Source organism: Streptomyces sp. NPDC001056 (genome assembly GCF_053598955.1).
This window is the reverse complement of the sequence record NZ_JBSFLI010000058.1, coordinates 1-25646: the sequence shown is the minus strand read 5'-3', so window position 1 is coordinate 25646 and position 25646 is coordinate 1. Positions and strand designations below refer to the sequence as shown.

At 71.2% G+C, this 25646-nt stretch carries 26 protein-coding genes; 19 read left to right on the top strand and 7 right to left on the bottom strand.

Annotated features, from left to right (window positions below; translation table 11 throughout):
- Position 1 precedes the first annotated feature (1 nt).
- The 11 genes from ACWDD7_RS36020 to ACWDD7_RS35970 all read left to right on the top strand — a co-directional run bounded on the left by ACWDD7_RS36020 (position 2) and on the right by ACWDD7_RS35970 (position 8551).
- Positions 2-346: a TadE/TadG family type IV pilus assembly protein gene (locus tag ACWDD7_RS36020; RefSeq protein WP_392218372.1), complete on the top strand. Its 345-nt coding sequence runs from the start codon at positions 2-4 to the stop codon at positions 344-346.
- A 17-nt stretch (positions 347-363) separates the two neighbouring features.
- Positions 364-1701, top strand: coding sequence for a CpaF family protein (locus ACWDD7_RS36015; RefSeq protein ID WP_285563490.1), 1338 nt, complete (start codon positions 364-366; stop codon positions 1699-1701).
- 8 nt (positions 1702-1709) lie between these two features.
- The gene (locus tag ACWDD7_RS36010) at positions 1710-2657 is read left to right on the top strand and encodes a type II secretion system F family protein (RefSeq protein ID WP_450460500.1); all 948 of its coding nucleotides are present in this window, start codon (positions 1710-1712) and stop codon (positions 2655-2657) included.
- A 13-nt stretch (positions 2658-2670) separates the two neighbouring features.
- Positions 2671-3558 (top strand): DUF5936 domain-containing protein, encoded by an 888-nt coding sequence (locus ACWDD7_RS36005; protein ID WP_450460499.1) that lies wholly within the window; start codon positions 2671-2673, stop codon positions 3556-3558.
- A gap of 5 nt (positions 3559-3563) precedes the next feature.
- Entirely contained in the window at positions 3564-4946 is a 1383-nt protein-coding gene (locus ACWDD7_RS36000) for a sensor histidine kinase (RefSeq protein WP_450460498.1), read from the top strand.
- 13 nt (positions 4947-4959) lie between these two features.
- Entirely contained in the window at positions 4960-5715 is a 756-nt protein-coding gene (locus tag ACWDD7_RS35995; RefSeq protein ID WP_450460497.1) for a response regulator, read from the top strand.
- A 125-nt stretch (positions 5716-5840) separates the two neighbouring features.
- Complete coding sequence (locus ACWDD7_RS35990) at positions 5841-6038, top strand: Flp family type IVb pilin (protein WP_285559452.1); 198 nt, start codon at positions 5841-5843, stop codon at positions 6036-6038.
- Entirely contained in the window at positions 6038-6625 is a 588-nt protein-coding gene (locus tag ACWDD7_RS35985) for a pilus assembly protein TadG-related protein (protein WP_450460505.1), read from the top strand. Before ACWDD7_RS35990 ends, ACWDD7_RS35985 begins: the two co-directional genes overlap by 1 nt.
- A 34-nt stretch (positions 6626-6659) precedes the next feature.
- Positions 6660-7244: a hypothetical protein gene (locus tag ACWDD7_RS35980; RefSeq protein ID WP_450460496.1), complete on the top strand. Its 585-nt coding sequence runs from the start codon at positions 6660-6662 to the stop codon at positions 7242-7244.
- A gap of 7 nt (positions 7245-7251) precedes the next feature.
- Positions 7252-7875 (top strand): OmpA family protein, encoded by a 624-nt coding sequence (locus ACWDD7_RS35975; RefSeq protein WP_450460495.1) that lies wholly within the window; start codon positions 7252-7254, stop codon positions 7873-7875.
- A 112-nt stretch (positions 7876-7987) separates the two neighbouring features.
- Complete coding sequence (locus tag ACWDD7_RS35970) at positions 7988-8551, top strand: hypothetical protein (protein WP_351873882.1); 564 nt, start codon at positions 7988-7990, stop codon at positions 8549-8551.
- Here the strand turns inward: ACWDD7_RS35970 and ACWDD7_RS35965 are convergent, their stop codons facing one another.
- Positions 8552-8932, bottom strand: a complete 381-nt coding sequence (locus tag ACWDD7_RS35965; protein ID WP_450460494.1) for a DUF192 domain-containing protein — start codon at positions 8930-8932, stop codon at positions 8552-8554.
- A 75-nt stretch (positions 8933-9007) separates the two neighbouring features.
- Here ACWDD7_RS35965 and ACWDD7_RS35960 point away from each other — a divergent pair, with 75 nt between their 5' ends.
- The 6 genes from ACWDD7_RS35960 (at position 9008) to ACWDD7_RS35935 (ending at position 16491) form a co-directional block, all read left to right on the top strand.
- A complete protein-coding gene (locus ACWDD7_RS35960) occupies positions 9008-9871 on the top strand; it encodes an LLM class flavin-dependent oxidoreductase (RefSeq protein ID WP_450460493.1) in 864 nt (287 codons plus the stop codon).
- Between the two features lie 43 nt (positions 9872-9914).
- The gene (locus tag ACWDD7_RS35955) at positions 9915-10706 is read left to right on the top strand and encodes a class I SAM-dependent methyltransferase (RefSeq protein WP_450460492.1); all 792 of its coding nucleotides are present in this window, start codon (positions 9915-9917) and stop codon (positions 10704-10706) included.
- A 702-nt stretch (positions 10707-11408) separates the two neighbouring features.
- The gene (locus ACWDD7_RS35950) at positions 11409-12182 is read left to right on the top strand and encodes an isoprenyl transferase (protein WP_351873893.1); all 774 of its coding nucleotides are present in this window, start codon (positions 11409-11411) and stop codon (positions 12180-12182) included.
- Positions 12183-12553: 371 nt separating this feature from the next.
- Positions 12554-13879 carry a PhoH family protein gene (locus tag ACWDD7_RS35945; RefSeq protein WP_351873896.1) on the top strand — a complete coding sequence of 442 codons (1326 nt, stop codon included), beginning with the start codon at positions 12554-12556 and terminating at the stop codon, positions 13877-13879.
- A 398-nt stretch (positions 13880-14277) separates the two neighbouring features.
- Positions 14278-14970, top strand: a complete 693-nt coding sequence (locus ACWDD7_RS35940; RefSeq protein WP_351873899.1) for an aggregation-promoting factor C-terminal-like domain-containing protein — start codon at positions 14278-14280, stop codon at positions 14968-14970.
- Positions 14971-15111: 141 nt separating this feature from the next.
- Positions 15112-16491 carry an AI-2E family transporter gene (locus tag ACWDD7_RS35935; protein ID WP_450460491.1) on the top strand — a complete coding sequence of 460 codons (1380 nt, stop codon included), beginning with the start codon at positions 15112-15114 and terminating at the stop codon, positions 16489-16491.
- 27 nt (positions 16492-16518) lie between these two features.
- Here the strand turns inward: ACWDD7_RS35935 and ACWDD7_RS35930 are convergent, their stop codons facing one another.
- Entirely contained in the window at positions 16519-17052 is a 534-nt protein-coding gene (locus ACWDD7_RS35930; RefSeq protein WP_351873905.1) for an alkyl hydroperoxide reductase, read from the bottom strand.
- 3 nt (positions 17053-17055) lie between these two features.
- Complete coding sequence (locus ACWDD7_RS35925) at positions 17056-17610, bottom strand: peroxiredoxin (protein WP_392218348.1); 555 nt, start codon at positions 17608-17610, stop codon at positions 17056-17058.
- A gap of 133 nt (positions 17611-17743) precedes the next feature.
- Here ACWDD7_RS35925 and ACWDD7_RS35920 point away from each other — a divergent pair, with 133 nt between their 5' ends.
- Positions 17744-18748: a LysR substrate-binding domain-containing protein gene (locus ACWDD7_RS35920; RefSeq protein WP_450460490.1), complete on the top strand. Its 1005-nt coding sequence runs from the start codon at positions 17744-17746 to the stop codon at positions 18746-18748.
- Between the two features lie 68 nt (positions 18749-18816).
- On the opposite strand, the gene ACWDD7_RS35915 is transcribed toward ACWDD7_RS35920, so the two are convergent.
- The 3 genes from ACWDD7_RS35915 to ACWDD7_RS35905 are packed head-to-tail and all read right to left on the bottom strand — an operon-like array spanning position 18817 to position 22360.
- Positions 18817-21153, bottom strand: a complete 2337-nt coding sequence (locus tag ACWDD7_RS35915) for an ABC transporter permease (protein WP_450460488.1) — start codon at positions 21151-21153, stop codon at positions 18817-18819.
- Complete coding sequence (locus tag ACWDD7_RS35910) at positions 21150-21839, bottom strand: ABC transporter ATP-binding protein (protein ID WP_351873917.1); 690 nt, start codon at positions 21837-21839, stop codon at positions 21150-21152. Before ACWDD7_RS35910 ends, ACWDD7_RS35915 begins: the two co-directional genes overlap by 4 nt.
- Positions 21836-22360, bottom strand: a complete 525-nt coding sequence (locus ACWDD7_RS35905) for a PadR family transcriptional regulator (protein WP_351873920.1) — start codon at positions 22358-22360, stop codon at positions 21836-21838. Before ACWDD7_RS35905 ends, ACWDD7_RS35910 begins: the two co-directional genes overlap by 4 nt.
- 235 nt (positions 22361-22595) lie before the next feature.
- Here ACWDD7_RS35905 and ACWDD7_RS35900 point away from each other — a divergent pair, with 235 nt between their 5' ends.
- Positions 22596-24968, top strand: a complete 2373-nt coding sequence (locus tag ACWDD7_RS35900; protein ID WP_450460487.1) for a transglycosylase domain-containing protein — start codon at positions 22596-22598, stop codon at positions 24966-24968.
- A 71-nt stretch (positions 24969-25039) separates the two neighbouring features.
- Here ACWDD7_RS35900 and ACWDD7_RS35895 read toward each other — a convergent pair.
- On the bottom strand, positions 25040-25646 hold a 607-nt coding region (locus ACWDD7_RS35895), incomplete at its 5' end, for an ATP-binding protein (protein ID WP_450460486.1).

Genomic DNA, 25646 nt, shown 5'->3' with positions numbered 1-25646 from the left:
GATGCCGTACCCGAGCGGGCGCCGTGACCGCGGTCAGGTCGCCATCGAATACCTGGGGTTCCTTCCCGTGCTGCTGATCGTGGCCCTCGCCGGCATCCAGCTCGGCGCCGTCGCCTACGCCGCCGAGCAGGCCGGTACGGCCGCCCGCGCGGGGGCGCGGGCGGCGTCGCTGCGCGAGGACGCGCAGCAGGCGTGCGCGGCGGCGGTCAGCGGGGGAATCCAGGTGAGCTGTTCCGCGGGCGGCGGGGGCGGCTCCGTGACGGTAACCGCCACCGTGCGCATCCCGAAGATCGTGTGGAGCCTCGGCGACGCCACCAAGTCCGCGACCATGCCGCTCGACCACTGACCGAGGAGCAGCCGACCATGAGCCTGCGGGCACGCATCAGTACTCCGGAGGAGCACGGCAGCCGGGGCGAGGACGGGCACCTGGTCGCCGCCTACCGGGCCAAGCTGCTGGAGGAGATCGACCTCGCGGAGATGGGCGCGCTGGCCGCCGCGGAGCGCCGCAGCCGGCTGGAGCGGGTACTCGGGCACATCATCAGCCGCGAGGGCCCGGTGCTGTCCACGGTGGAGCGCGCCCAGCTGATCCGGCGGGTCGTGGACGAGGCACTCGGCCTCGGCATCCTCGAACCCCTCCTTGAGGACGCCTCGGTCACCGAGATCATGGTGAACGGCCCGGACGCGATCTTCGTCGAACGCGGGGGCCGCGTGGAGCAGCTGCCCCTGCGGTTCGCCTCCGCGGACCAGCTGATGCAGACCATCGAGCGGATCGTGTCCACCGTCAACCGCCGGGTGGACGAGTCGAATCCGATGGTCGACGCCCGGCTGCCCTCCGGCGAGCGGGTCAACGTGATCATCCCGCCGCTGTCGCTGACCGGGCCGATCCTCACCATCCGCCGCTTCCCGCGCTCCTTCACCCTCCAGGAGCTGATCGGCCTGGGTTCGCTGGCCGAGCCCATGGTGTACCTGCTGGCGGGCCTGGTGCAGGCGAAGTTCAACATCATCGTCTCGGGCGCGACCGGCACCGGCAAGACGACCCTGCTCAACGCCCTGTCCGGGCTCATTCCGCCGCACGAGCGCATCATCACCATCGAGGACTCCGCGGAACTCCAGCTCCAGCAGAGCCATGTGGTCCGGCTGGAGTCCCGGCCGCCCAACGTCGAGGGCAAGGGCCAGGTCACCATCCGCGACCTGGTGCGCAACTCGCTGCGCATGCGGCCCGACCGGATCGTGGTCGGCGAGGTCCGCGGCGGCGAGTCCCTCGACATGCTCCAGGCGATGTCCACCGGCCACGACGGCTCGCTGGCCACCGTGCACGCCAACAGCGCCGAGGACGCCCTCACCCGGCTCCAGACGCTCGCCTCCATGTCCGACGTGGAGGTGCCCTTCGTCGCGCTGCACGACCAGATCAACAGCGCGGTCGACGTGATCGTCCAGCTCACCCGGTTCGCGGACGGAGCCCGCCGGATCACCGAGATCGCGCTCCTGGACAGCCACGGCGGGGAGCCGTACCGGCTGGCCACCGTCGCCCGCTTCGACGCCGAGCCGATGACGGCCGACGGGCGGGTGCCCGGCGCCTTCGCCTACTTCCCGCTGCCGCGCCGCACCGCCGACCGCCTGCACATGGCGAGCCAGCCCGTGCCGGGGGCCTTCGGCGTCGCCCGCACCGCCGACCAGCTCGCCACCCGAGAAGCCAGGTAGGCCCCCTCATGGAACTCCACACCCTCGTCCGGCTCACCCTCGGCGTGACGCTGCTGACCTGCGTCCTGGCGGTGATCGGCGTGCACGGCTACGCGCGTGGCCGGGCCCGGCGCGCCGAGCTGGTGGACCGCCTCTCGCACACCGGGCCGCCGCCCGCCGCCTCCGGTCGCAGGCGGCACTTCCGCGACCTCGACCGCCGTCTGCGCCGCACCCGCTTCGGCCGCTGGCTCGAACGGCGCCTGGCCACCACCGGACTGGACATCACGCCGGGCGAGTTCTTCGTCGCCATGCTCGTCACGATCGGCGCGCTCTGGCTGATCGGCCAGGCCGCGCTCGCGCCCTTCTTCGGGCCGATCGCCGGGCTGCTGGGCGTCTGGGCGGCGGTGCAGTTCCTCAACTGGCAGCGGCACAAGCGCATCGAGCGGTTCATCGGCCAACTCCCGGAACTGGCCCGTATCCTGGCCAACGCCACCCAGGCCGGACTCGCCCTGCGCACCGCGATCGGCATGGCGGCGGAGGAGCTGGAGGCCCCGGCCGGCGAGGAACTGGCCAAGGTCTCGGACCAGTTGGCGATCGGCCACTCCCTGGACGACGCCCTCGGCGAACTCGCCGACCGCCTTCCGTCCCGCGAACTGGTCGTCCTCGTCACCACGTTGGTGTTGTCCAACCGGGCCGGTGGCCAGGTCGTCTCCGCCCTGCGCAACCTCACCGAGACGCTGGAGGAACGCAAGGAGACCCGGCGGGAGATCCGCACCCAGCTGTCCCAGGTGACCATGACGTCGTACGCCGTGCCCGTTCTCGGTGTCGGCGCGTTGTTCCTGATGAACGGCGTCAAGGACGGCGCCCTGGCCCGGATGACCGGCTCCCCGGCCGGACAGGTCTGCGTGCTCGTCGCCTTCGCGCTGTACGCCGTCGGTTTCGTGCTCATCCGGCGGCTCAGCCGCATCGACGTGTGAGGGAGGGGGAACCATGGCCGTGCTGCTCGCCCTGCTGATGGGCGTCGCCGTGTGGGGGATCTTCACCGGTGTGCGCATGTACCGCGCGGACGCCGAGCTCCCCGTCGACCTCGCCGTCGCCCTGGAGGTCGGCGCCACCCGCACCGGCGCGGTGGGCTCCGTCATCGACCGCATGGGCATGCGGTACGCGCCGCTGGTGCTCCGGCTGATGGGCCCCCGCCTGGTCGCCCGGTACCGGCGCCGGATCGACCTCGCGGGCAACCCCGGGGGCCTGACCCTCGACCGCTACGCCGCCCGCCGCGCGGTGTACGGCGCGCTGGGCGGCGTCGGCTTCCTGGTGTTCCTGCTGCGCGGCCAGTGGTTCGTGGCGGTCCTGCTCCTGTTGTTCGGCGCGTTCTGGACGGAGGTCGGCCTCTGGTCGGCGATCCGCGTCCGCAAGGACGTCATCGAACGCACCCTGCCCGACTTCCTGGACGTGCTGGCGGTCGTCGTCAGCGCCGGGCTCGGCTTCCGCCAGGCCCTGGACCGGGTGGCCACCCGCTACGAGGGTCCCTGGGCCGACGAACTCCGCATCACCCTGCGCCAGATGGATCTCGGCATGAGCCGCCGCCAGGCCTTCGCGGAACTGCGCCGCCGCAACGACTCCGAGCAGGTCGCCATGTTCGTCACCGCCCTCCAGCAGGGCGAGGAACTGGGCGCGCCGATCGTCGACACCCTGGTCTCCCTCGCCAAGGACATGCGCCGCACCGACGCCCAGAACGCCCGCCGCAAGGCCGCCCGCGCGGTCCCCAAGGCCACCCTGATGATCACCACCTTCATGGTCCCGGCGACGATGCTGCTGCTGGGCGCCGGGCTGGTGCTGGGGTCCGGGGTGGACTTCGGATCGCTCACGGGGAAGTGAGGGGGGTGCCGGGGCGTTCGGGGGAACCGGAGGAGCGGGACGGGGCGAGGGGGGCGGCCTCGGGGGCTTCACAGGCGGCCAAGGCGGTCAACGCGGCCAAGGCGGCGTGGGCTTCGCGGGTCGGGACGCCTGACCCGACCGCCTCCGCCGAACCTCCCTCCGAGCAGCTCCAGATCCGCGCGCTCCAGGCCATGTGCCGGCAGGTCTTCGGCTTCCGGCTGGCCATGATCGTCGTGGCGGCTCCGGCGGCGCTCCTGAACGCCGCGCCCGGGCTGGGCGTACGGCTCGTCGGTGCGGCCGTGGTCGTCACGTTCATGGTGTCCTACGTCCTGTTCCGCGACTGGGAACGCTTCGGCCCCCTCCTGCTGCGCCACCCGAGCCTCCTCGCCGCCGACACCCTCTTCGGGTCGCTCCTGCTGGTCTCGGCCGGCCCGGACACCACGCTCGCCTACGCCGGCGTCTGCACCCCCCTCCTCGCCGGCCTGCTCTACAGCTGGCGCGGGGCGGCCTGTTTCGCCTCGGCGCAGGCGCTGATCCTGTTCGTCGTCCACATCACCCTGAAGGCCGACCGGTCCGCCCCGGTGGCCGAGGCGCTGCTGCTGCCCGGCCTGTGCGTGGTCGCGGGGGCCATGGGTTCGACCCTGCGCGGCCTGATGCTCCGCTTCGGCGCCGCCACCGAGGCGCTGACGGCGGTGCGGGCCCGGCTCGCCGCGACGGAAGCCGTCAGCGCCGAACGCGCCCGGCTGGCGCGGGAGATGCACGACTCCGTCGCCAAGACCCTCTACGGCGTCGCGCTCGCCGCCGACGGCCTCGCGGCCACCGCCTCGGCCGCCGCCCCCGACCCCGCCCGCATCCGCGAACAGGCCGAACTGGTCTCCCGCTCGGCCCGCAGAGCCGCGGCGGAATCCCGTGAACTTCTGGCGGACCTGCGAAGCGATCTGGCGGACCTGCGCAGCGAACGGCAGACGACCCCCTTCCGGACCGAACTCCAGGCAACGGTCACCGACTTCGCCGCCCGCACCCACCTGAAGGTCACCTTCCCCGACCCCCCTCCGCCCCTTCCCCCGCTCCCCGCCCCCCTGTCCCACGCCCTCCTCGCCATCGCCACGGAGGCGCTGGAGAACGCCCACCGCCACGCCGAGGCGACCGGCGTGGACGTACGGGCGGCCGTCCTCGGAGGATCACTGTGTCTGACGATCCAGGACGACGGCCGCGGTCTCCCACCCGGCACCACCCTCGAACAGCTCCGCGCCCGGGGCCACTTCGGCCTGCTCGGCATGGCCGAACGCGCCGCCCAGGCGGGCGCCCGCATCCACATCGGCCGCGGCACCGGCCCCCGGGGCACCGAGGTACGCGTGGAACTCCCCCTGCCGGTCCCGGAACCCTGAAAGGAGGCACAGCATGCGACGGCACGCGCACGATCCCGGCCCGCCGCCCGCCTTCCCGCCCACCCGGTTACGGCTGCTGGTGGCCGACGACAACCCCGTGGTGCGCGCGGGCCTGACCGCGCTGCTCACGGACCGCGCGGACACCACCGTGGTGGCGCAGGCGGCGGACGGCCGCGAGGCGTACGAGGCCGCGCTGCGGCACCGCCCCGACGTCATCCTCCTCGACGTCCGCATGCCCGGGGTCGACGGCATCTCGGCACTGCCCCACCTGCGGCGCCTCGCGCCGGTCATGATGCTCACCTACAGCCATGAGGCCGAGACGGTACGGGAGGCGCTGCGGCTGGGGGCGGGGGGATACCTGGTGCACGGCGAGTTCTCGACCGAGCAGCTGGTACGGGCCGTACGGGACGTCCACGAGGGCCGGCCGCATGTGACGCCGGGGGCGACACGGGCGTTACTGGCCGAGTTGCGGGGGAGTGCACCTGCACACACGGAATCCCAAGTCGCCGTAGCGGACGTCCAAAATACCTTCCCGCCTCCTTCACAACTGCAATCCTCTATGGGACAGTCGACCCGGTCGCGGTTCCGGCTGAGCGTCAGGGAGGCGGAGATCATGGACCTCATCGCGTCCGGCATGACCAACCAGCAGATCGCCGCCGTGTGCTTCATCAGCGAGAAGACGGTCAAGAACCACATCAACCGCATCTTCGCCAAGCTCCAGACCGCCACCCGGTCCCAGGCCACGGCGAAATGGCTGGGGGTGGCGTGAGGTGGCGGCCCGGAGACGCGTCAACTTCAGGCGTTGGGCCCTCGGTTGGGCCCTGGGACCCTCGGCCGGCCGGTGCGCCGCGTCGTACGGTGCCCCGATCGGACGCGAAGCTGGAGGGGACAACCGTGAGCAAATGGTTCAACACCACCGTGACGTATCTGATGACCCGCGCCGCCCGGAACGACCGGGGGCAGACCGCGGTGGAGTACCTGGGCATCATCGCGGTGGTGGTGGCGATCGTGCTGGCGATCACCGGGACGAGCATCGGGCAGACGATCTTCGACGCGATCAGGAACAAGATCTCCGAAGTCACCGGCGGCTGATTCCTCCGCGCCGCGACGCCGGGCAGGCCTTCCCCATCTACCTCACGGTGGTGGCGGGCCTGCTCTTTCTTGCTCTCGCCTATCTCGCCGTCGGCCAGGCCGCGGTGAACCGGAGCGGCGCGCAGACCGCGGCCGACGCGGCGGCACTCGCCGCGGCGCAGGACGAGCGGGATCAGCTGGCGGCACGGTGGGTCACGGATCTGCTCGACCCGACGAAGTGGCAGGACATATTCGACGGCAACGTGCCGTTCACTGACCCGTGCCGACGAGCCGGTCAACTCGCCCAGCAGAACGACGCCGCACTGAGCGACTGTTTTGCGCCGGGGACGTTGAAATACCAGGTCGACGTGCGGACCAACAGGTCCGTCGGCCATTCGGTCGTACCCGGGACCGAGGACGTGAAGTCGAACGCCCACGCCGTTGCGGTGATCGAGCCGCTGTGCACGTTCAAGCTCCCCGGTGGCGGCGCCGACGGCGACACGTTGCCCCAACTCACGTGCAGGGACAAGGTGTGGGACCTGAAACCGGACGACCCGTCAGGGCTCCCCAAGCCCGAAGACCTCTTTGACGTCCACCTGGACGGCTGACAAGCGAATGAATGATGACAAAGGAAGCGGAGCGATGAGCATTCGGTTCACTGCGCAGGCCCGCAGAGGGATGGTCGCCTTGGCTCTCGCGGCCGGACTGGCCGTCGGCACGGCAGGCTGTGGCGGCGGCAGCGGTGATGACGCGAAGAAGCCGCACAGCTCGCCGTCCGCCGCCAAGGCCGGTGGCTCCCAGCCGGACGCCCAGGAGGGCGAGTCGGACCAGCCAGTGGCTGAACTGAAGGGCGAGGGCGGCCTGCTCCTTCAGATCACCTCTGCGCAACGGGACTCAGGGGGCTTCGTCACAGTGAACGGGACCCTGAAGAACGACGGAGCCAAGGATCTCCTCGTGCCATCCGCGTTGAGCGGCAACGAAACCGAGATCACCAAGAACGGGCCGTCCCTGGGCGGAGCCACCCTCATCGACTCCAAGGGCAAGAAGCGCTACTACGTGCTGCGGGACACGGAGGGCCGTCCGCTCACCACGACCGGTCTCGGCACGCTCCGCGCGGGCGAGGCCCTGCCGGTGTTCATGCAGTTCCCCTCCCCGCCGGCGGACGTCACCCAGGTGACCCTCCAGCTGCCCACCCTCTCCTCCGCCACCCTCCCCATCTCCGGCTGAGGCCCCCGTGACCACCCGACCCCGCCTCGCGCTCACCCTCGCGTCCGCGACCCTCCTCCTCGCGGCGACGCTCACCTCCGCGCACGCCGCCGACACGGACCCCACCCCGCCCCCGGACACGGCCCCGTCCGCCGCCGCGCCGGTGAAGATCGACCCCAGGGACCCGGACCTGAAGCTGCCCGAGGGCGCCACGCTGGCCGCGCCCAAGGTGCTGGACATCAAGTCGGTCGTGGAGGACCAGAGCGGGGACGAACGCCGCGAGGACACCAACGCGGACGTCACCTTCGCCCTCCAGGCGGAGGTCCTCTTCGGCAAGGACAGCGCGGAGCTCGGCGCGGACGCCAAGGCCCGCATCGCGGCGATCGCGGACGAGATCAGGAAGCAACACGCCACCCAGGTCCGTGTCTTCGGCTTCACCGACGACCTCGGCTCCTCCTCCCACGGCATCCTCCTCTCCCGCCGACGCGCCAACGCCGTGCAGTCCGTCCTCGACCAGAACCTCGACACCCCCGACATCACCTTCGAGGTCCGCGGCTACGGCGAGCAGTACCCCATCGCCGACAACTCCACGGAAGAGGGCCGCCGGAAGAACCGCCGGGTCGAGGTGTCGTTCCCCCGCACGGAGAGCTGAACCCCGCCCGCGCGGACAAGGCGGAGTCCGCGGAGACGACAGGCCTGCCGACCGCGAACGGCCAGGATCCAGGCAGCACGGCGGATATTTCGGGATGAACGGGGGAGGGTCCTTGAGTGCCATCCGGGTCCGCATGGGGATGCGTCCTGCAGTTGTCTCCATCGCGGCGACCCTTCTCGTCACGCTCTCCGGGTGCGGCGGCAAGCACGAGAAGCGCGACTATGCAGTGCCGCATTCCCTCTGCGGAATCCCGGTCGACAGTGAAACCCTGACGTCGTTCCTGCCGGGCGGCCGGAAGCTGACGACAAAGCAGAAGCTGTCTGATACGTGGGGAATGCGATGCGAGGTCCGCGTCGATTCCCGTCTCGTCGCCCAGACTTCGCTCCAGTGGTTGGCGGATGCCCCCAATACGCTCTACTTCGTGGGCAGGCAGAACAATTCCAAGCTCGACCACCGGGCCGACAACGGCAGGTTCCTCTACTCCGGGTGGGAAGCGTTCGGTGAGACGCGGAACTGCACCAGCAAGAAGCTCCTGGGCGCGCACCTGTTCACCGCGTTCCAGATGGAGTCGTCGGACCATCAGGACGCCGATGCGATGAGGCAGCTCATCACCGAGTACACGAATGCCGCCGAGAAAACGGACATCTGCAAGGAGGGCAAGCCGTTCCCGCGGTGATCAGCCGTCGCCGGCCGCCTCCTCGGTCTCCGAGACGGTCACCTGTACCCCGGCCCGCAACCCCCACCACTCCATCGTCCCCGCCTCCGCCTCCAGCACATGGCGGGAGCGCGGGCGGGGCAGGCCCAGGCGGCCGGGGGGCATGGTGCGGACGGCCAGGACGGTGAGGCGGCGGTCGAGGTAGGCGACGTCGATGGGGACGCGCATGCCGAAGGTGTGGATGCTGCTCGCCGGGGAGAGGAGCATGGCGCCGTCGAGGGAGGTACGGCCCAGCAGGCCCTTGGTGCGGGCGCGGTAGGAGGTGGCGAACTCCAGGGGCACGGGGACCGATCCGGGGATGTGCAGAAGGCCCCGGCCGTCCCGCCAGCGTCGTCGTCCCATCGTGTCCTCCGTCGTCAACCCGTCCGGGGCATAAAGGGTTTGTCCTCTTCCCCATCCCCCGCTAGGAAGGCCCTCATGACTTCACTCGGTGTGGTGTTCAGGCCCCAGCTTCCTCCCGAGCGGCTGCGGGAGTACGCCCGGCTCGCGGAAGAGGTGGGGCTGGAGGAACTGTGGCTGTGGGAGGACTGCTTCCTGGAGGGCGGTGTCTCCACGGCGGCGGCCGCGCTGGCGTGGACCGAGCGGCTGCGGGTGGGGATCGGGCTGCTGCCCGTGCCCCTGCGGAACGTCGCGGTGACCGCCATGGAGACCGCGGCCCTGCACCGGATGTTCCCGGGTCGCGCGAGCGTCGTCGTCGGGCACGGGGTGCAGGACTGGATGGGGCAGGTGGGCGCCCGTGCCGCCTCGCCGCTCACCCTCCTCGGTGAGCATCTCGACGCCCTGCGCGCCCTGTTGCGCGGGGAGAAGCTGACCGTCCAGGGGCGGTACGTCACCCTCGACGGCGTCGCCCTCGACTGGCCGCCCCCGCGGCCCGTGCCCGTCCTCTCCGGCGCCACCGGGCCCCGTACCCTCCGCCTCTCCGGAGCCAAGGCCGACGGCACGCTCCTGACCTGCGACACCGCCCCGGACGGCGTACGAGAGGCCCGTCGGCTCATCGAGGAGGGACAGGCGGAGGCCGGGCGCGAGGGGCCGCACAAGGTGGTCGTCTATCTCCTCGCCGCCACCGGCGCCGGCGCCGCCGAACGCGTCCGCGCCGAACTCACCGCCGCACAGCCCGGCGCGGGCGTCGCCGGGGACGCGGCGGCCGTCGCCGATGCCGTACGGCGGCTGGCCGACGCCGGCGCCGACACCGTCGTCCTCCAGCCGACGGCCGACGAGCCCGACCCGGAGGGGTTCGTGCGGTTCGCCGGGGAAGAGGTCATGCCGCTGGTACGGCGGTGAAAAGGGGAGGACCGGCGCGTCGGCCCTCGCCATCATGGTGCGCATGACTCCACCGCGCCGGTCCTTCGCCGAACTCGTCGCCGAGGGCGCCGCCGTGCCCACCGACGGGTGGGACTTCTCCTGGTTCGAGGGACGGGCCACCGAGGCCCGGCCCTCGTGGGGGTACGCCCGCTCGGCGGGGGAGCGGCTGGCCGGTGCCGAGGCCGCGCTGGACATCCAGACCGGGGGCGGGGAGGTGCTGGCCTTCGCCCTGGACACCGCCGCCCCGGCCCGGCCGCGGCTGGTCGCCGCCACCGAGGGCTGGGCGCCGAACACCGCCAAGGCCACCGCCCTGCTGCGGCCGCACGGCGTGGTGGTCGTCGCCGCCCCGGACGACGCGCCGCTGCCGTTCGCCGACGGGGCCTTCGACCTGGTGCTCAGCCGGCATCCGGTGGTGCCCCACTGGGACGAGATCGCGCGGGTGCTGCGGCCGGGCGGCACGTACTTCGCCCAGCACGTCGGGCCCGCCAGCGTCTTCGAACTGGTCGAGTACTTCCTCGGGCCGCAGCCGGAGGCCGGGCGCCGCGCGCGTGACCCGGAAAGGGAGCGGGCGGCGGCCGAGGCGGCGGGCCTGGAGATCGTCGCGCTGCGGGCGGAGCGGCTGCGGATGGAGTTCCACGACATCGCCGCCGTCGTCCACTTCCTGCGCAAGGTGGTCTGGATGGTGCCCGGGTTCACCGTCGAGGCGCACGAGCCCCGACTCCGGTCGCTGCACGAGCGGATCGAGCGGGAGGGGGCGTTCGTCGCCCACAGCTCGCGGCACCTCTTCGACGTCCGCAAGCCCGCTCACCGCTGAGCCCCACCACCGCGGCTCCCTCGGGGCCGCCGCCCCCACCGGTGTCCACATCGTTACCGGACTCTGTTCACACCAGCCCCACCTGTCACGTAAGTTCAGACCAATGCAATTCGCGCCAGCAAAGCAGTGCGGGTGGTACCGCGCAGCGGAGGGGGCTGCGCGGTGCCGTGGGCAGGGTGATCGCCGCGCGAGGGCGCGCGGGAGCCGTCAAGCCGCCGTCCGTCGGCCGGGTCGCCCGTCGGGGGGATCGGCGGCCGACACGCCTGTGCGGCCCCCGGATGGCGGAAGTCTCCGGATTCCTTCGGATTTCATTGAGCCCGCCCTTGTTCGCCTCGGATTCCGCTGCGAATCGGTCGTGAAAACACCTGAATCCATCGTTCCGTATCCACCAGGGTGTTCCCGGGCGACTCCGGAGAGTAGTTGTGGCACGCGGATGCCCCCATCCGCCCTCACGAAGGGTTATGGTGGAAACCCCCCCTCGGGCCGGTCCGTCTCCCCCCCACGGACCGGCCCGTTTTTTCTTGGCCGAGGCGAGTGGTCCCGCCCGGGAACCGGATGCCGCCCGGCACGCGTCTCATCAGCGAGGACCGGAGTCCCGATCCCGCCCCTCCCCCCACGCCCAAGGGCCAGACCAGGGCCCGGGCAGCGGTAGGCTCGACGGGCCCGGCAACGTACCCCGCGCCAACCCCCCCGGAGGGCCACGTGAACCTGCGCGACAAACTGCGCGGCCTGCTGGTCAGGCTCTACGCACGCCGGGTGGAGGGCCACCTCGACCACGCCCAGGTGCCCAAGCACATCGGCGTCATCATGGACGGCAACCGCCGCTGGGCGAAGGCCTCCGGCTCCACCACGGTGCACGGTCACCGGGCCGGTGCGGACAAGATCGAGGAGTTCCTCGGCTGGTGCTCCGAGACCGACGTCGAGGTCGTCACCCTGTGGCTGCTGTCCACGGACAACTTCGACCGTCCGCAGGAGGAACTGGTCCCCCTGCTCGGCATCATCGAGGACGTCGTGCGCACCCTCGTCGCCGACGGCCGCTGGCGGGTGCACCACGTGGGCGCCATGGACCTGCTCCCCGCGGGTCTGCAGGCCACCCTCAAGGAGGCCGAGGAGGCCACCGCCCACATCAAGGGGATAGTGGTCAACGTGGCCATCGGCTACGGCGGTCGGCAGGAGATCGCCGACGCCGTGCGCTCCATGCTGTACGAGGCGCACGACAAGGGTGTCGCGATGGAGGACCTCGCCGAGTCCGTCGACATCGACATGATCGGCCGTCATCTCTACACCAGCGACCAGCCCGACCCGGACCTCGTCATCCGCACCAGCGGGGAACAGCGGCTGTCCGGATTCATGCTGTGGCAGACCGCCCACTCCGAGTACTACTTCTGCGACGTCTACTGGCCGGCCTTCCGCAAGGTCGACTTCCTGCGCGCGCTGCGCGACTACGCCGCACGTCACCGTCGGTTCGGCGGCTGAGACAACCGCGAGGGCCCCGCCGGCGACCGTGACCGGCGGGGCCCTTGCGCATCCCGTTCGGCCTGTCGCCACCAGGAGTTCACGGTGTGCCGATGGCCGCTTTTGCATGGCGGCGCTTGTTCGAGGGCATAAGGCAAGCAGGTCGACGCCCGAACCCCGGGTGTCGGATCTCAGCGGGCGGCAGGGGCCGTCCGCCCGGGAGGTCCTTTGCACCAGCACGACCGTGCGATACCGGCACGGAAGCCGCCGCGGGGGTCGGGCTCCCGGCCCGCCGTGCGCACGGGCCGCCGGCCGGCCCGGTCCGTCCCGCCCTCCCGGCCCGGCTTCCACTTCGTCGCTCCCCGACCTCATCCGAGGGGGTACGTCCTTCCGTGGTGACCAGCACAAAGCGCCACAAGCCCGACCGGCGCACCTATGTTCTCGACACCAGCGTCCTGCTGGCCGACCCGAACGCCCTGACCCGCTTCGAGGAGCACGAGGTGGTGCTCCCCATCGTGGTGGTCACGGAGCTGGAGGCCAAGCGGCACCATCCCGAACTCGGTTACTTCGCCCGCCAGGCCCTGCGCCTGCTGGACGACTACCGGGTGCGGTACGGCCGCCTGGACTCCCCCATCCCGATCGGGGACCTGGGCGGGACCATGCGTGTCGAGCTCAACCACTCGGACCCCAGCGTGCTGCCCACCGGCTACCGCCTGGGGGACAACGACTCCCGCATCCTCGCGGTGGCCCGCAACCTGCAGGCCGAGGGGTTCGACGTCACCGTCGTGTCGAAGGACCTGCCGCTGCGCATCAAGGCCTCCTCCGTCGGGCTCCTCGCCGAGGAGTACCGGGCCGAGCTGGCCATCACGGAGAACTCCGGCTGGACCGGGATGAGCGAACTGACGCTCCCCGGCGAGCAGGTGGACATCCTCTTCGAGGAGGGGCACCTCTACGTACCGGAGGCTTCCGACCTTCCCGTGCACACCGGCCTGACCATCCAGTCGGAGCGCGGCAAGGCGCTCGGCCGGATCACCGCGGAGGGCAACGTCCGTCTGGTGCGCGGCGACCGGGAGGCGTTCGGCATCAAGGGCCGCAGCGCCGAGCAGCGCATCGCCCTCGATCTGCTGCTCGACCCGGACGTCGGCATCGTCTCGATGGGCGGCCGGGCCGGCACCGGCAAGTCGGCGCTGGCGCTGTGCGCGGGTCTGGAGGCGGTCCTGGAGCGCCGCCAGCACCAGAAGGTCATGGTGTTCCGGCCGCTGTACGCGGTCGGCGGGCAGGAGTTGGGCTATCTGCCGGGCACCGAGGCGGAGAAGATGAACCCCTGGGCGCAGGCCGTGTTCGACACGCTGTCGGCGGTCACCAGTCGGGAGGTCATCGAGGAGGTCACCGCGCGCGGCATGCTGGAGGTCCTGCCGCTCACCCACATCCGCGGCCGTTCGCTGCACGACGCGTTCGTCATCGTGGACGAGGCGCAGTCGCTGGAGCGCAACGTGCTGCTGACGGTGCTGTCCCGGATCGGCGCCAACTCGCGGGTGGTGCTCACCCATGACGTGGCACAGCGGGACAATCTGCGCGTGGGGCGGTACGACGGTGTGGTCGCCGTGGTGGAGAAGCTGAAGGGGCATCCGCTCTTCGCGCATGTCACCCTGACCCGGTCCGAGAGGTCCCAGATCGCCGCCCTTGTGACCGAAATGCTCGAAGACGGCCATATCTGAGCCGATCCGGCATGATTGGCGCCGTCCGGCAAAGGCATCAGATCCTAGCCGGGCGGCGCCTTCGTGCGTGGAGGTTTCCGGAAATCCCTTGGGCCAAACGGGATGTGAGCTTTCACACGCAACTCGGAATTGCCACCCGGCGTCCGGTTGCGGCAGAGTCTCAGTCCTGTCAGGCCCCGCATACGGCACACCTACACCCCCAGCGGTGTGGCACCACGGAAGTACACCAACTCCATAGAGTTCGCCGTATGCCGCCCGCGCACCACGCGGCGCTTCCCGCAGGGGGAGTTGCCCACCGGGCCCGCGCCTCCCGTGACCCCGCAGTTGGGAGGCCAGTGTCAGGGGCACGATTGCGTCCGCCAGGGTCACCGAAGCGGGCGATGCTGGAAGGAAACCGTGTGAGCCGGATTTCGGTCCGGGGATTCGCAGTGGCCTCGGCCACCGCGGTCACCGCCGTCGGAAGCGTCGTCGGAGTTGCCTCGGGCAGCGTCGCGCAGAACAACGACGCCGAGCCGACGGCAGCAGCCGACACCACGCTCCTCGCGGACATACCCACGGGTCAGCAGGCCCAGGTCCAGTCCGCGACCCTGACGCAGCAGGCCGATTCGCAGGCCATCGCCGCGGACGCGAGCGCCAAGAAGGACGCCGAGGAAGCGGCCCGCAAGGCCGCCGCCGAGACCGCGATCGCGAAGAAGGCAGCCGCCGAGAAGGCGGCCGAGGAGGCCAAGCAGCGCGCGGAGACCAAGGCCGCCGCCAGCCGCGGCGACATCAACGCCAGCTTCCCCGTGCAGACCTCGTACACGGTCGCGCAGATCCAGGCCATGGCGCGCCAGATCGTGCCGTCCGGTCAGTACCAGTGTTTCAGCAACATCGTGAACCACGAGTCCAGCTGGAACTACCGCGCGGTCAACCCTTCCTCGGGCGCCTACGGCCTCGTCCAGGCCCTCCCCGGCGGCAAGATGGCCTCCGCGGGTGCCGACTGGCAGACCAACCCGGCCACGCAGATCAAGTGGGGCCTGAGCTACATGAACGAGCGTTACGGCAGCCCCTGTGACGCCTGGACCTACTGGCAGGCCAACGGCAACTACTGAGTTCCGTCCCGCCACGCTCAACCTCGCGCAGCCCCTTCCCGTCCTCTGGGAAGGGGCTTTCGCCCTGTACGGTCGTCACCGCACGACTCCATGGGGGGAGTGGTGGCGAGCACCCGATGACGCGGGGGAAGAGGACGGATCATGTCGCGAGTGCCAGGGTGGCTCGGCAGGCTGGGCGCCGGTCTCACCGAGATGAGTGAACGGCTGGACGCCCGGCAGGCGGAGGTGGCACAGGAGGACAGCGAGCCCCCGCCGCCGGCCGAACCGGCCCGCCCGAAGCCGGTCGCGGCCGACACCGCCGATGCCGTGGCCGACGCGGTGCCGCACGCCCGCCGTCCCGTGGCACCCCCGCCGCCCACGCCCCGCCCCGATCCCGCCCAGGCCGTGCCCTGGGGGGTACGGGTCGCGGCCGAGGCCGGCTGGCGGCTGCTCGTGCTCGCGGGCACCGTCTGGGTGCTGATGCGGGTCATCAGCGCCGTCCAGCTGGTGGTGTTCGCCTTCGTCATCGCCCTGCTGATCACCGCCCTGCTGCAACCGACGGTCGCCCGGCTCACCCGCCGCGGAGTGCCGCGCGGCCCGGCCACGGCGCTCACCGCGATCAGCGGCTTCGTGGTGATCGGCCTGATGGGCTGGTTCGTGACCTGGCAGGTCATGGAGAACATCGACACGCTCTCCACCCAGATCCAGTCCGGCATCGACGATCTGCGCAACTGGCTGCTGAAGAGCCCCTTCCACGTCACCGACAAGCAGATCAACCAGATCGCCAAGAACCTGCGCGAGGCCATCGGCGCCAACGCCGACCAGATAACGTCCGCGGGTCTGGAGGGCGTTCAGGTCATAGTGGAGGCCCTGACCAGCATCCTGCTGGTGTTCTTCTCGACGCTCTTCCTGCTCTACGACGGCAAGCGCATCTGGCAGTGGGTCCTGAAACTGGTGCCCTCCGCCGCCCGGGAGGGCGTGGCCGGCGCCGGTCCGCGTGCCTGGCGCACCCTGACCGCGTACGTCCGCGGCACGGTGCTGGTCGCCCTGATCGACGCGACCTTCATCGGTATCGGGATCTACTTCCTCGATGTGCCGATGGCGGTCCCGCTGGCCGTGTTCATCTTCCTGTTCTCGTTCATCCCGCTGGTCGGCGCGGTCGCCTCGGGGGCGCTCGCGGTGATCGTGGCCCTGGTGACCCAGGGCGTGTTCACCGCCGTCATGACCCTGGCCGTGGTGCTCGCGGTCCAGCAGATCGAGGGGCATGTGCTGCAGCCCTTCATCCTGGGCCGCGCGGTGCGGGTGCACCCCCTCGCCGTGGTGCTGACCGTGGCGGCCGGCGGCATGGTGGCCGGCATCGGCGGCGCGGTGGTCGCCGTACCGCTGGTGGCGGTGACGAACACCGTGGTGGGCTATCTGCGGCAGTACTCCGAGGAGTCGCACCAGCCGCCCACCGCTTCCCCGGCCACGGAGGAGACGGTGGAGGAGACGGCGGACAGGGCAGCGGCACCGAACGCGGAAGACCCCGCCCACCAGGGGTGAGCGGGGTCCTCGTGAAGCGGGTCCGGCCTACTCGGCCAGCACGGCCTCGGCCTCCAGGGTGACGCCGACCGCCTGCACGACGGCAGCGATCTTGAACGCCTCCTGGATGGTGTCGCGCTCCACGCCGGCCTTGCGCAGCACCTGCTCGTGCGAGTCCAGGCACGAGCCGCAGCCGTTGATCGCGGAGACCGCGAACGACCACAGCTCGAAGTCGACCTTCTCCACGCCCGGGTTGCCGATGACGTTCATCCGCAGACCGGCGCGCAGGGTGCCGTACTCGTGGTCGGACAGCAGGTGCCGGGTGCGGTAGAAGACGTTGTTCATCGCCATGACGGCGGCCGCGGACTTGGCCGCGGCGTACGCCTCCGGCGAGAGGTTCGCCTTCGCTTCCGGCTCCAGCTCACGCAGCACGATGGGGGAACGGCTGGCGATCGCGGTCGCGAGCACCGTGCCCCACAGCTGCTGGGTCGGCAGGTCGGAGTTGCCGATGACCGAGCCCAGGTTGAGCTTGAGGTCCTTGGCGAAGTCCGGCACCCGGGCCTTCAGCGAGTCGAGCGACATGGGTCACTCACCAGCCAGCAGCGCGACCGGGTCGAGGGTCTCGTCGCCCTTGTTCCAGTTGCACGGGCACAGCTCGTCGGTCTGCAGGGCGTCCAGGACCCGCAGGACCTCCTTGGGGTTACGGCCCACGGAACCGGCGGTCACCATCGTGAACTGGATCTCGTGGTTCGGGTCCACGATGAACACGGCGCGCTGCGCGAAGCCGTCCTCGCCCTCGATGCCCAGGTCACGCATGAGCTCGTGCTTGGAGTCGGCCATCATCGGGAAGGGCAGCTCGGTCAGGTCCGGGTGGTCCTTGCGCCAGGCGTGGTGCACGAACTCGGAGTCACCGGAGAAGCCGAGGATCTGGGCGTCGCGGTCGGCGAACTCGTCGTTCAGCTTGCCGAAGGCGGCGATCTCGGTCGGGCAGACGAAGGTGAAGTCCTTCGGCCAGGCGAACACGACCAGCCACTTGCCCTCGTAGGACTTGTGGTTGATCTGCGCGAACTCCTTGCCCTTCTCCAGAGAGACGCAGGCGGTCAGGTCGAACTCGGGGAACTTGTCACCGACAGTGAGCACAGGGTCTCCTCGCAGCGAAGAACCGCCCCTCCTGGGGGCGATTCCCATGGGTTGGACTGTGCCGATGTTGGCACAGAGTGCATTGATTAGGGAAATAGCTATACTCGGTCGTGTTGATCGGAGGTTTCTATCAATGACCGTCAGTAGCGGCAGACGGAGGCAGCCGAGCCTCGCCCAGCTGCGTGCCTTCGCCGCCGTGGCCGAGCATCTGCACTTCCGGGACGCGGCGGCGGCCATCGGCATGAGCCAGCCCGCCCTCTCCGGCGCGGTCTCGGCGCTGGAGGAGACACTCGGAGTGACCCTCCTTGAGCGTACGACGCGCAAAGTACTGCTCTCGTCCGCGGGGGAACGGCTCGCGGTGCGGGCCAAGGCGGTGCTGGACGCGGTCGGCGAACTCCTGGAGGAGGCGGAGGCGGTCCGCGCCCCGTTCACCGGGACGCTGCGCCTCGGGGTGATCCCGACCGTGGCGCCGTATCTGCTGCCGACCGTGCTGCGGCTCGTGCACGAGCGCTATCCGGACCTCGACCTCCAGGTGCACGAGGAGCAGACCGCGAGCCTCATCGACGGCCTCGCCACCGGCCGCCTGGACCTGCTGCTCCTCGCCGTCCCGCTCGGTGTCCCCGGCATCACCGAACTCCCCCTGTTCGACGAGGACTTCGTGCTCGTCACGCCGCTCGACCACTGGCTCGGCGGGCGCGAGGGCATCCCGCGCGAGGCCCTGAAGGAACTGAACCTGCTGCTCCTGGACGAGGGCCACTGCCTGCGCGACCAGGCCCTTGAGATCTGCCGGGAGGCGGGGCGGGGATTGACGGGAGCCGGGCGGGGCCCCTCGGCCGAGGGCGGCGGCGGGCGACGGGCGGGCGCGCCGGTCACCACGACCGCCGCCGGGCTGTCCACGCTGGTCCAGCTGGTCGCGGGCGGCCTCGGCTGCACCCTGCTGCCGCGCACCGCGCTCAAGCTGGAGACCACCCGCAGCAGCCAGCTCCTCACCGGGTACTTCGCCGACCCGGCCCCGAGCCGCCGGGTCGCGCTCGCGATGCGCGCGGGGGCGGCACGCGGTGCCGAGTACGAGGAGCTGGCGGGGGCGCTGCGGGAGGCGCTGCGGGTGCTGCCGGTGCGGGTGGTGGACCGGGGCTGAGTGCCGTACCCGAAGGGCCCCTCCCGTCCGGGAGGGGCCCTGCCACGAAGGGAGTCACCCCCGTGGTCTCACTCCGTCCGCAGCCCCTCCGGCCGCATCAGCCGCAGCAGCGGCGGCAGGCTCAGCGCGGTGACCACGAGGACCACCGCCGCGCCGGCGCCGGTCATCGACAGCACGCTCGGCCAGTCCACGCCCAGCGGCGAGCCGACCATCTTCAGCAGCACCCCGCCGAGCGTCAGCCCGACGGCCGAGGCGAGCAGCAGACCGAGCGCGACCGGGATGGCCGTCTGCCAGAACACCGACAGGCCCAGGGTGCGCCGCCGGGTGCCGAAGGCCATCAGCGACGACAGCAACTTCCGCCGCTCACGCAGCTGTTCCAGCTGGGTCACCAGCAGGCTCGCCCCGATCAGCGCCAGCACGCACACGGCGCCGACGTACAGGCCGGTGCGGATGGAGGCGAACTTCTTGGTCTCCTCCGTCGCCGACCACGTCATCGCGTCGGCGAACGGGTCGACCTTCGCCGCCGTGTTGCGGACGTACTCGGTCGCGTCCGGCACCGACGGGTCGAGGGAGAGGAACACCGACCCGTCCAGCAGGCGGTTCAGCCGGTCGGGCAGCGCGGCCCGGGTCAGCAGGATGCCGCCGCTCCTCGCCCCGTTGGGGCCCGTGATCGCGTGGGCGGGCTTCAGCCCCTTCGGTACGCTCCAGCGCACGTCCGCGCCGCGACCGGTGCCGTCGGCCGTGTCGACGTGCAGGGTGGTGCCCGGCCGGGCGAGCCGGGTGGTGGACGAGTCGTCGTCCGTGCCCGTCGCCACGAAGGCGTCCCCGTCGCGGCAGGACGGCAGCGTGGCCCACTCGCGCAGGGCGGCACAGGTGCCGACGGTCAGCGACACCGTGGTGTCGGGCCCGTGCTGCCAGTCCCTGTCGCCCAGCGTGGCACTGCCCAGCGAGGTGGCCGCGCGCACGCCCTTGGTCGCGGCGAACCGCTCGCCGGCCGTGCTGAAGGGGGTGCCCTTCGACAGGTTGACCTGCATCTGCGCCCGGGTGACGTCCTTCCCGGTCTGCTGGGTGTAGTCGCCCTGGACACCCGCGAAGAGCATCTGGAGCGCGACCGCGCCGGCCACCGCCACGGCGATGCCGTTCACCATGCGGGCCGCCGAGCCGCTGCTCAACTGGAGCCGCCGCACCGCCAGTTGCCAGGCCACCGAGCCGCGGTGCAGCCGGGCCACGAGTGCCTCCACGGCCCACGGGAGCAGCGCGGTGACGCCGACGAGCAGCAGCAGGACGCCGCCGGTGACCAGGTACTGGTTGAAGTCCCCGCCCGAGCGGCCCTGGCCGATCATCGGGGCGAGCAGCGCGAGGCCGCCCAGCGGCAGCAGCAGCCGCCACCACAGCCTGCGGCGCGCGGGCCTGGCCGTACGGACCACGCCCAGCGGCTCGATGACCACGCCCCGCAGCGCGAACAGGGTGACCAGCACCGCGGCCGCCGGGACGGCGAGGGCGACCAGCGCGGCCAGCGCGGGCGAGGGGTCGAGAGAGTCGGGGAACACGCTGATGTCCACGACCTCCACCGAGCCCGCGAACTGGCGGCCCAGCAGGAAGAAGCCGGTGCCGAAGACCAGTCCGACCAGCGATCCGGCCAGCGCCTCGCCCGCCGCGATCCGCCGGGTCATCCGGCTGTCGGAGCCCACCAGGCGCAGCGCGGCCAGCCTGCGGTCGCGCCGCTCGCCGCCGAAGCGCACGGCGGTGGCGATGAACACGGCGACCGGCATCAGCAGCACCACGAAGACGAGCAGCACCAGCAGGATCAGTACCGGGTCCGCCCGGGTCGCCGGGGACCTGTTCGGCGACCCGTACGTGGTGATCCGGGCGGTCTGATAGCCGTTGATCTTCGGGGCGAGGTTCTTCGCCCCGGCGTAGTAGGCGAGTTCGCGCGAGCCGACCAGCCCGGCCTCGCCGATCGTTCCGGTGATCCGGTACGGCAGCCGGTCCCGCAGCATCGCGCCGTCGCCGGAGGCGAGCAGCTCCTTGAGCGCGGGGGAGACCACCATGTCGCCCGGTGCCGGGTACGCGGACAGACCGGGCGCGATCGGCGCCTTCGGGCCCTCCGGCTCGACCAGCCGGCCGCGCACGCTCCGGCCGTGGAAGACGGTGTCGGTGTCGGCGATCACCAGGGTGTCGTCGGCCTTCGGCCGACGCGCGCCGTAGGTGTAGTCCGCGCGGGCGTCGTCCCGGTCGTGCCGTACCGCGAGCGCGGTCGGGATCGCGGTCGTCAGCAGCAGCAACGCCACACCGAGGCCGACCCCGACCGCCGTCAGCAGCACCCGGGTCCAGCCCTCGCGCCCCCCGGTGAACGCGAACCGGAAGCCCAGGCCGAGGTCCCTGCCCCACTGGCGCGCGCTCATATGGCGCGCTCCATGTCCCGGGACCTGCCGTCGCGCACGACGATCTCCCGGTCGGAGTAGGCGGCGACCCGGGCCTCGTGCGTGACCAGCACGACGGCCGCGTTGGTGGAGCGGGCCGCGTCGGTCAGCAGCTCCATCACGCGCTCGCCGTTGAGGGAGTCGAGCGCGCCGGTCGGCTCGTCCGCGAACACCACCCGGGGCCCGGTGACCAGCGCCCGCGCCACCGCGACCCGCTGCCCCTGGCCGCCGGAGACCTCGCCGGGCCGCTTGCCGCCGACGTCGTCCACCTCCAGCCGCTCCAGCCAGGTCAGCGCGGCCCGCTCGGCCTTCTTGCGCGGGGTGCCGCCCAGCCGCAGCGGCAGGGCCACGTTCTCCACGCAGGTCAGCTCGGGCACCAGCTGGCCGAACTGGAAGACGAAGCCGAACTCGCCGCGGCGCAGCGCGCTGCGTTCGGTGTCGCTCATGCCGGCCAGCTCCCGGCCGTCGTACGTGATGGAGCCGGAGTCGGGCGGCACGATGCCGGCCAGGCAGTGCAGCAGCGTCGACTTGCCGGAGCCGGAGGGGCCCATGACGGCGACGACCTCGCCGGGGTGGATGGAGAACTCGGCGCCGTCCAGCGCGACCGTCGGGCCGTACGCCTTGCGGAGGTCCCTGGCGGTGAGCAGGGAACCGGGGGGAGGGGTCACGCGGCGACCTCCGCCCGCAGCTTGTCCAGACGCGCGGTGGTCAGCTCCAGCCAGCGCAGGTCGGCCTCCAGATGGAACAGGGCGTGGTCGCAGATCAGCTGGTCGGCGAGATCGCCCCTGCGCTTGCGGTCGGTCAGGACGCGCATGCTCCGCAGGTGCTCGGCGCGCTGGACGTCGAGGATGCCGGCGGCGTCGCGATGGGTGAGGAGGGCGAGGACGACCTTGGTGTACAGGGTCGACTGGAGGTACTCCTCCGGCTTCTCCGGGGTGGCGAGCCAGCGCTGCACGTCGATGACGCCGGCCTCGGTGATCGCGTACCGCTTGCGCTCGGGGCCGCCGCCGGTCTCGATGCCGTCGACCTCCACGAGGCCGTGCTTCAGCAGACGGGACATCGTCGAGTAGACCTGGCCGTAGTGCAGGGGCCGGTCCTGACCGAACTTCTCGTCGAAGGCCCGCTTGAGGTCGTAGCCGTGGCGCGGGCCGGACTCCAGGAGTCCCAGGAGGGTGTGACCGATGGACATGCCCCGCACTATACACACCGTGTATACGCGGTGTGTATACATACCGCTCGCGTGCCGCTCGCAGATGATCCGCTTCCGGACGCGGAGCAACCTCGGGCCCCCGCTGACCGTCGGTTCCCTAGGAGCGGGTGCTGATTCTCACGTCCGTAAAAGAGCGGATCGGTTGCCCTTTGTCATATAGGCGGGTGTTAGCTTTCGGAGCTGACCACCGAGACGGAAGCGGAGCGAAGGACCCATGGGACGAGCGGAAGAGAGACGAGCGCGACAGCGCGGCGGCCACCGCGCGGCGCCCCAGCGTCGCCGCTCCATACCCGAGACCGGCAACGGATCGGCCGGCCTCGCTCCCGGGGGCGGACCCCGCAAGAGCCTCCTGCGCCGGATCTTCTCCTGGAAGAAGGTCCTCGGCACGTTCTTCGGACTGTGCCTGCTGTGCATAGGCGGCTTCGCGGCCGCGTACATGCTGGTGGACATCCCGGCGGGCAACGACCTCGCCAAGCAGGAGAGCAACGTCTACAAGTACAGCGACGGCACCCTGCTCGCCCGCGTCGGCACGACCAACCGCGAGAGCGTCGACCTGGACAAGGTTCCGCTGGACGTGCAGCACACCTTCGTCGCGGCCGAGAACAAGAGCTTCTACACCGACTCCGGTGTCGACCTCAGGGGCCTGGCCCGCGGTCTGTACAACACGGCGATGGGCCGGGGCACCCAGGGCGGTTCCACCATCACCCAGCAGTACGTCAAGAACTACTACCTGAACCAGGACCAGACGGTCACCCGCAAGCTCAAGGAGATGGTCATCTCCTTGAAGGTCGACCAGAAGAAGTCCAAGAGCGAGATCCTCGCCGGGTACATCAACACCAGCTACTACGGCCGTGGCGCGTACGGCATCCAGGCCGCCGCGCAGGCCTACTACCGCACCGACGCCCAGAAGCTCACCGTCGAGCAGGGCGCGTACCTCGCCGCGCTGCTCCAGGCGCCGAGCCAGTACGACTGGGCGGTGGCGACCCCCACCGGCAAGCGGCTCGTCCAGGCGCGCTGGAACTACGTCCTGGACAACATGGTCAAGCAGCACTGGCTGGACGCCGGCAAGCGGCAGGCCATGAAGTTCCCCCAGCCCAAGGAGCCCAAGGGCACCCCCGGCGAGCAGGGCACGAAGGGCTACCTGGTCGAGCTGGCCAACCAGCAGCTGGAGGACCGGCTGGTGGCGCAGGAGGGCATCAGCCACAAGGACGCCGTCCAGCAGGTGGTCGACCGCGGCTGGACCATCACCCTCAACATCGACAAGAAGAAGCAGGCCGCGCTGGAGGCCGCGGTCAAGGAGCAGCTGACCGGCAGGCTCGCCCCCAAGCAGCGCCGGGCCGACGCCGACGTGCAGGCGGGCGCCGTCTCGGTGGACCCGAGGACGGGCAGGATCGTCGCCCTCTACGGTGGCCAGGACTACTTCAAGCACTACTACAACAACGCCACCCGCACCGACTACCAGCCCGCCTCCACCTTCAAGCCGGTCATCTTCGCCGCCGCGCTCCAGCAGGGCTCCGTCACCCAGGACGGCAAGCCGATCAACGCCGACACGGTGTACGACGGCACCAGCGGGCGCCAGGTCGTCGACCACGGCGGCAAGGTCGGCTTCGGCCCGCCGAACGAGGACCACGCCGACTACGGGAACATCACCGTCCAGAAGGCCATGAACGACTCCGTCAACTCCGTCTTCGCGCAGATGGGCGTCGACGTGGGCATGGACAAGGTGATGGGCACGGCCAAGGAACTCGGCATGGACACCACGGGCATGCAGGCCGTGCCCGCCCAGACGCTCGGCTCCATGGGCGCGAGCCCGCTGGAGATGGCCGGGATCTACGCCACCTTCGACAACCACGGCTACAAGGTCACGCCGTCCATCCTGAAGGCGGCCGAGCAGAAGGACCGCAAGGCCGACATCGCCGACCCCATCGGCGGCCCGGTGATCAGCCGTACGACCGCGGACAGCGTGACGTCCGTGCTGACGGGCGTGGTGGACGACGGCACGGCCAACCGGACCGTCGCGAACAACCCGCTGCGGGCCGGCCAGCAGGTGGCGGGCAAGACCGGTACGTCCGACTGCGACCGCTCCGCCTGGTTCACCGGGTACACCCCCGACCTGGTCACCTCCGTCGGCCTGTTCGGCGAGGCGGCCAAGGCGGGCGGACCGGGCTGCGACGGCGGGACGGTCAGGAAGGGGGACCACGTGACCCTCAGCGGCCTGATGGGCGGTGGCCGCGTCAACGGCGGTGGCCCCCCGGCCCAGATCTGGGCGTCGTACACGTTCGGCGTCACGCACGCGGCCAAGTTCGACCTGAACACCTCCCAGGGCGCCGCCGTCGAGACGCCGACGCCCACGACCAGCCCCAGCCAGAGCCCGTCCCAGTCGCCCTCGCAGTCGCCGTCGGGTACGCCGTCCACGTCCACCTCCCCGACCCAGTCGCCGAGCCGGACGCCGACGCAGAGCCCGTCCCAGACGCCGACCCAGTCCCCGTCGCAGTCCCCGACGACGCAGCTCCCCACGGGCGGTCCGACGACACAGAACCCGCTCCAGCTCGGCAGCCCCCAGCAGCAGGAGCAGCGACAGCCGTAGGAGACACGAGGGCAGGAGACACGAGGAGAGGGCGCCCGGTTCATCACCGGGCGCCCTCTGCGTCGTCGTGGTCAGCCGCGGTGCAGCTCGAACCACACCACCTTGCCGGTGCTCAGCCGCGTCGCGCCCCACCGGCGGGCCAGCTTGTTGACGAGGTACAGACCGCGGCCGCCCTCGTCCGTGGCCCGTGCCTGCCGCAGCCGCGGCAGCTGGGGCACGTCGTCGCCGACCTCGCAGCGCAGCACATGCGTGCGCAGCAGCCGCAGCGTCACCGGCCGGGACGCGTACCGCACGGCGTTCGTCACGACCTCGCTGACCAGCAGCTCCACGGAGTCGGTGAGGTCCTCCATGTCCCAGCGGGCGAGCGCGCGCCGGGCCAGCCGGCGGGCCTGGCCCGGGGCCGAGTCCTCCGGCTCCAGCGTCCAGTACGCCACATCGCTCGGCGCGATCCCGTCGAAGCGGGCCGCGAGCAGCGCGATGTCGTCGTCCCGGTCACCGGGCCCGAGCATGTCGAGGACCTCGTCGCACAGCGCCTCCAGCGGCGGCGGATGGTCCGGACCGGTCAACTGCGCGGTGGCGGCGAGCCGTTCGCGCAGCTGCTCTATGCCCGTCCACACGTCCCGCAGCCGGGACTCCACCAGGCCGTCGGTGTACAGCAGCAGCGTGGCCCCGGCCGGC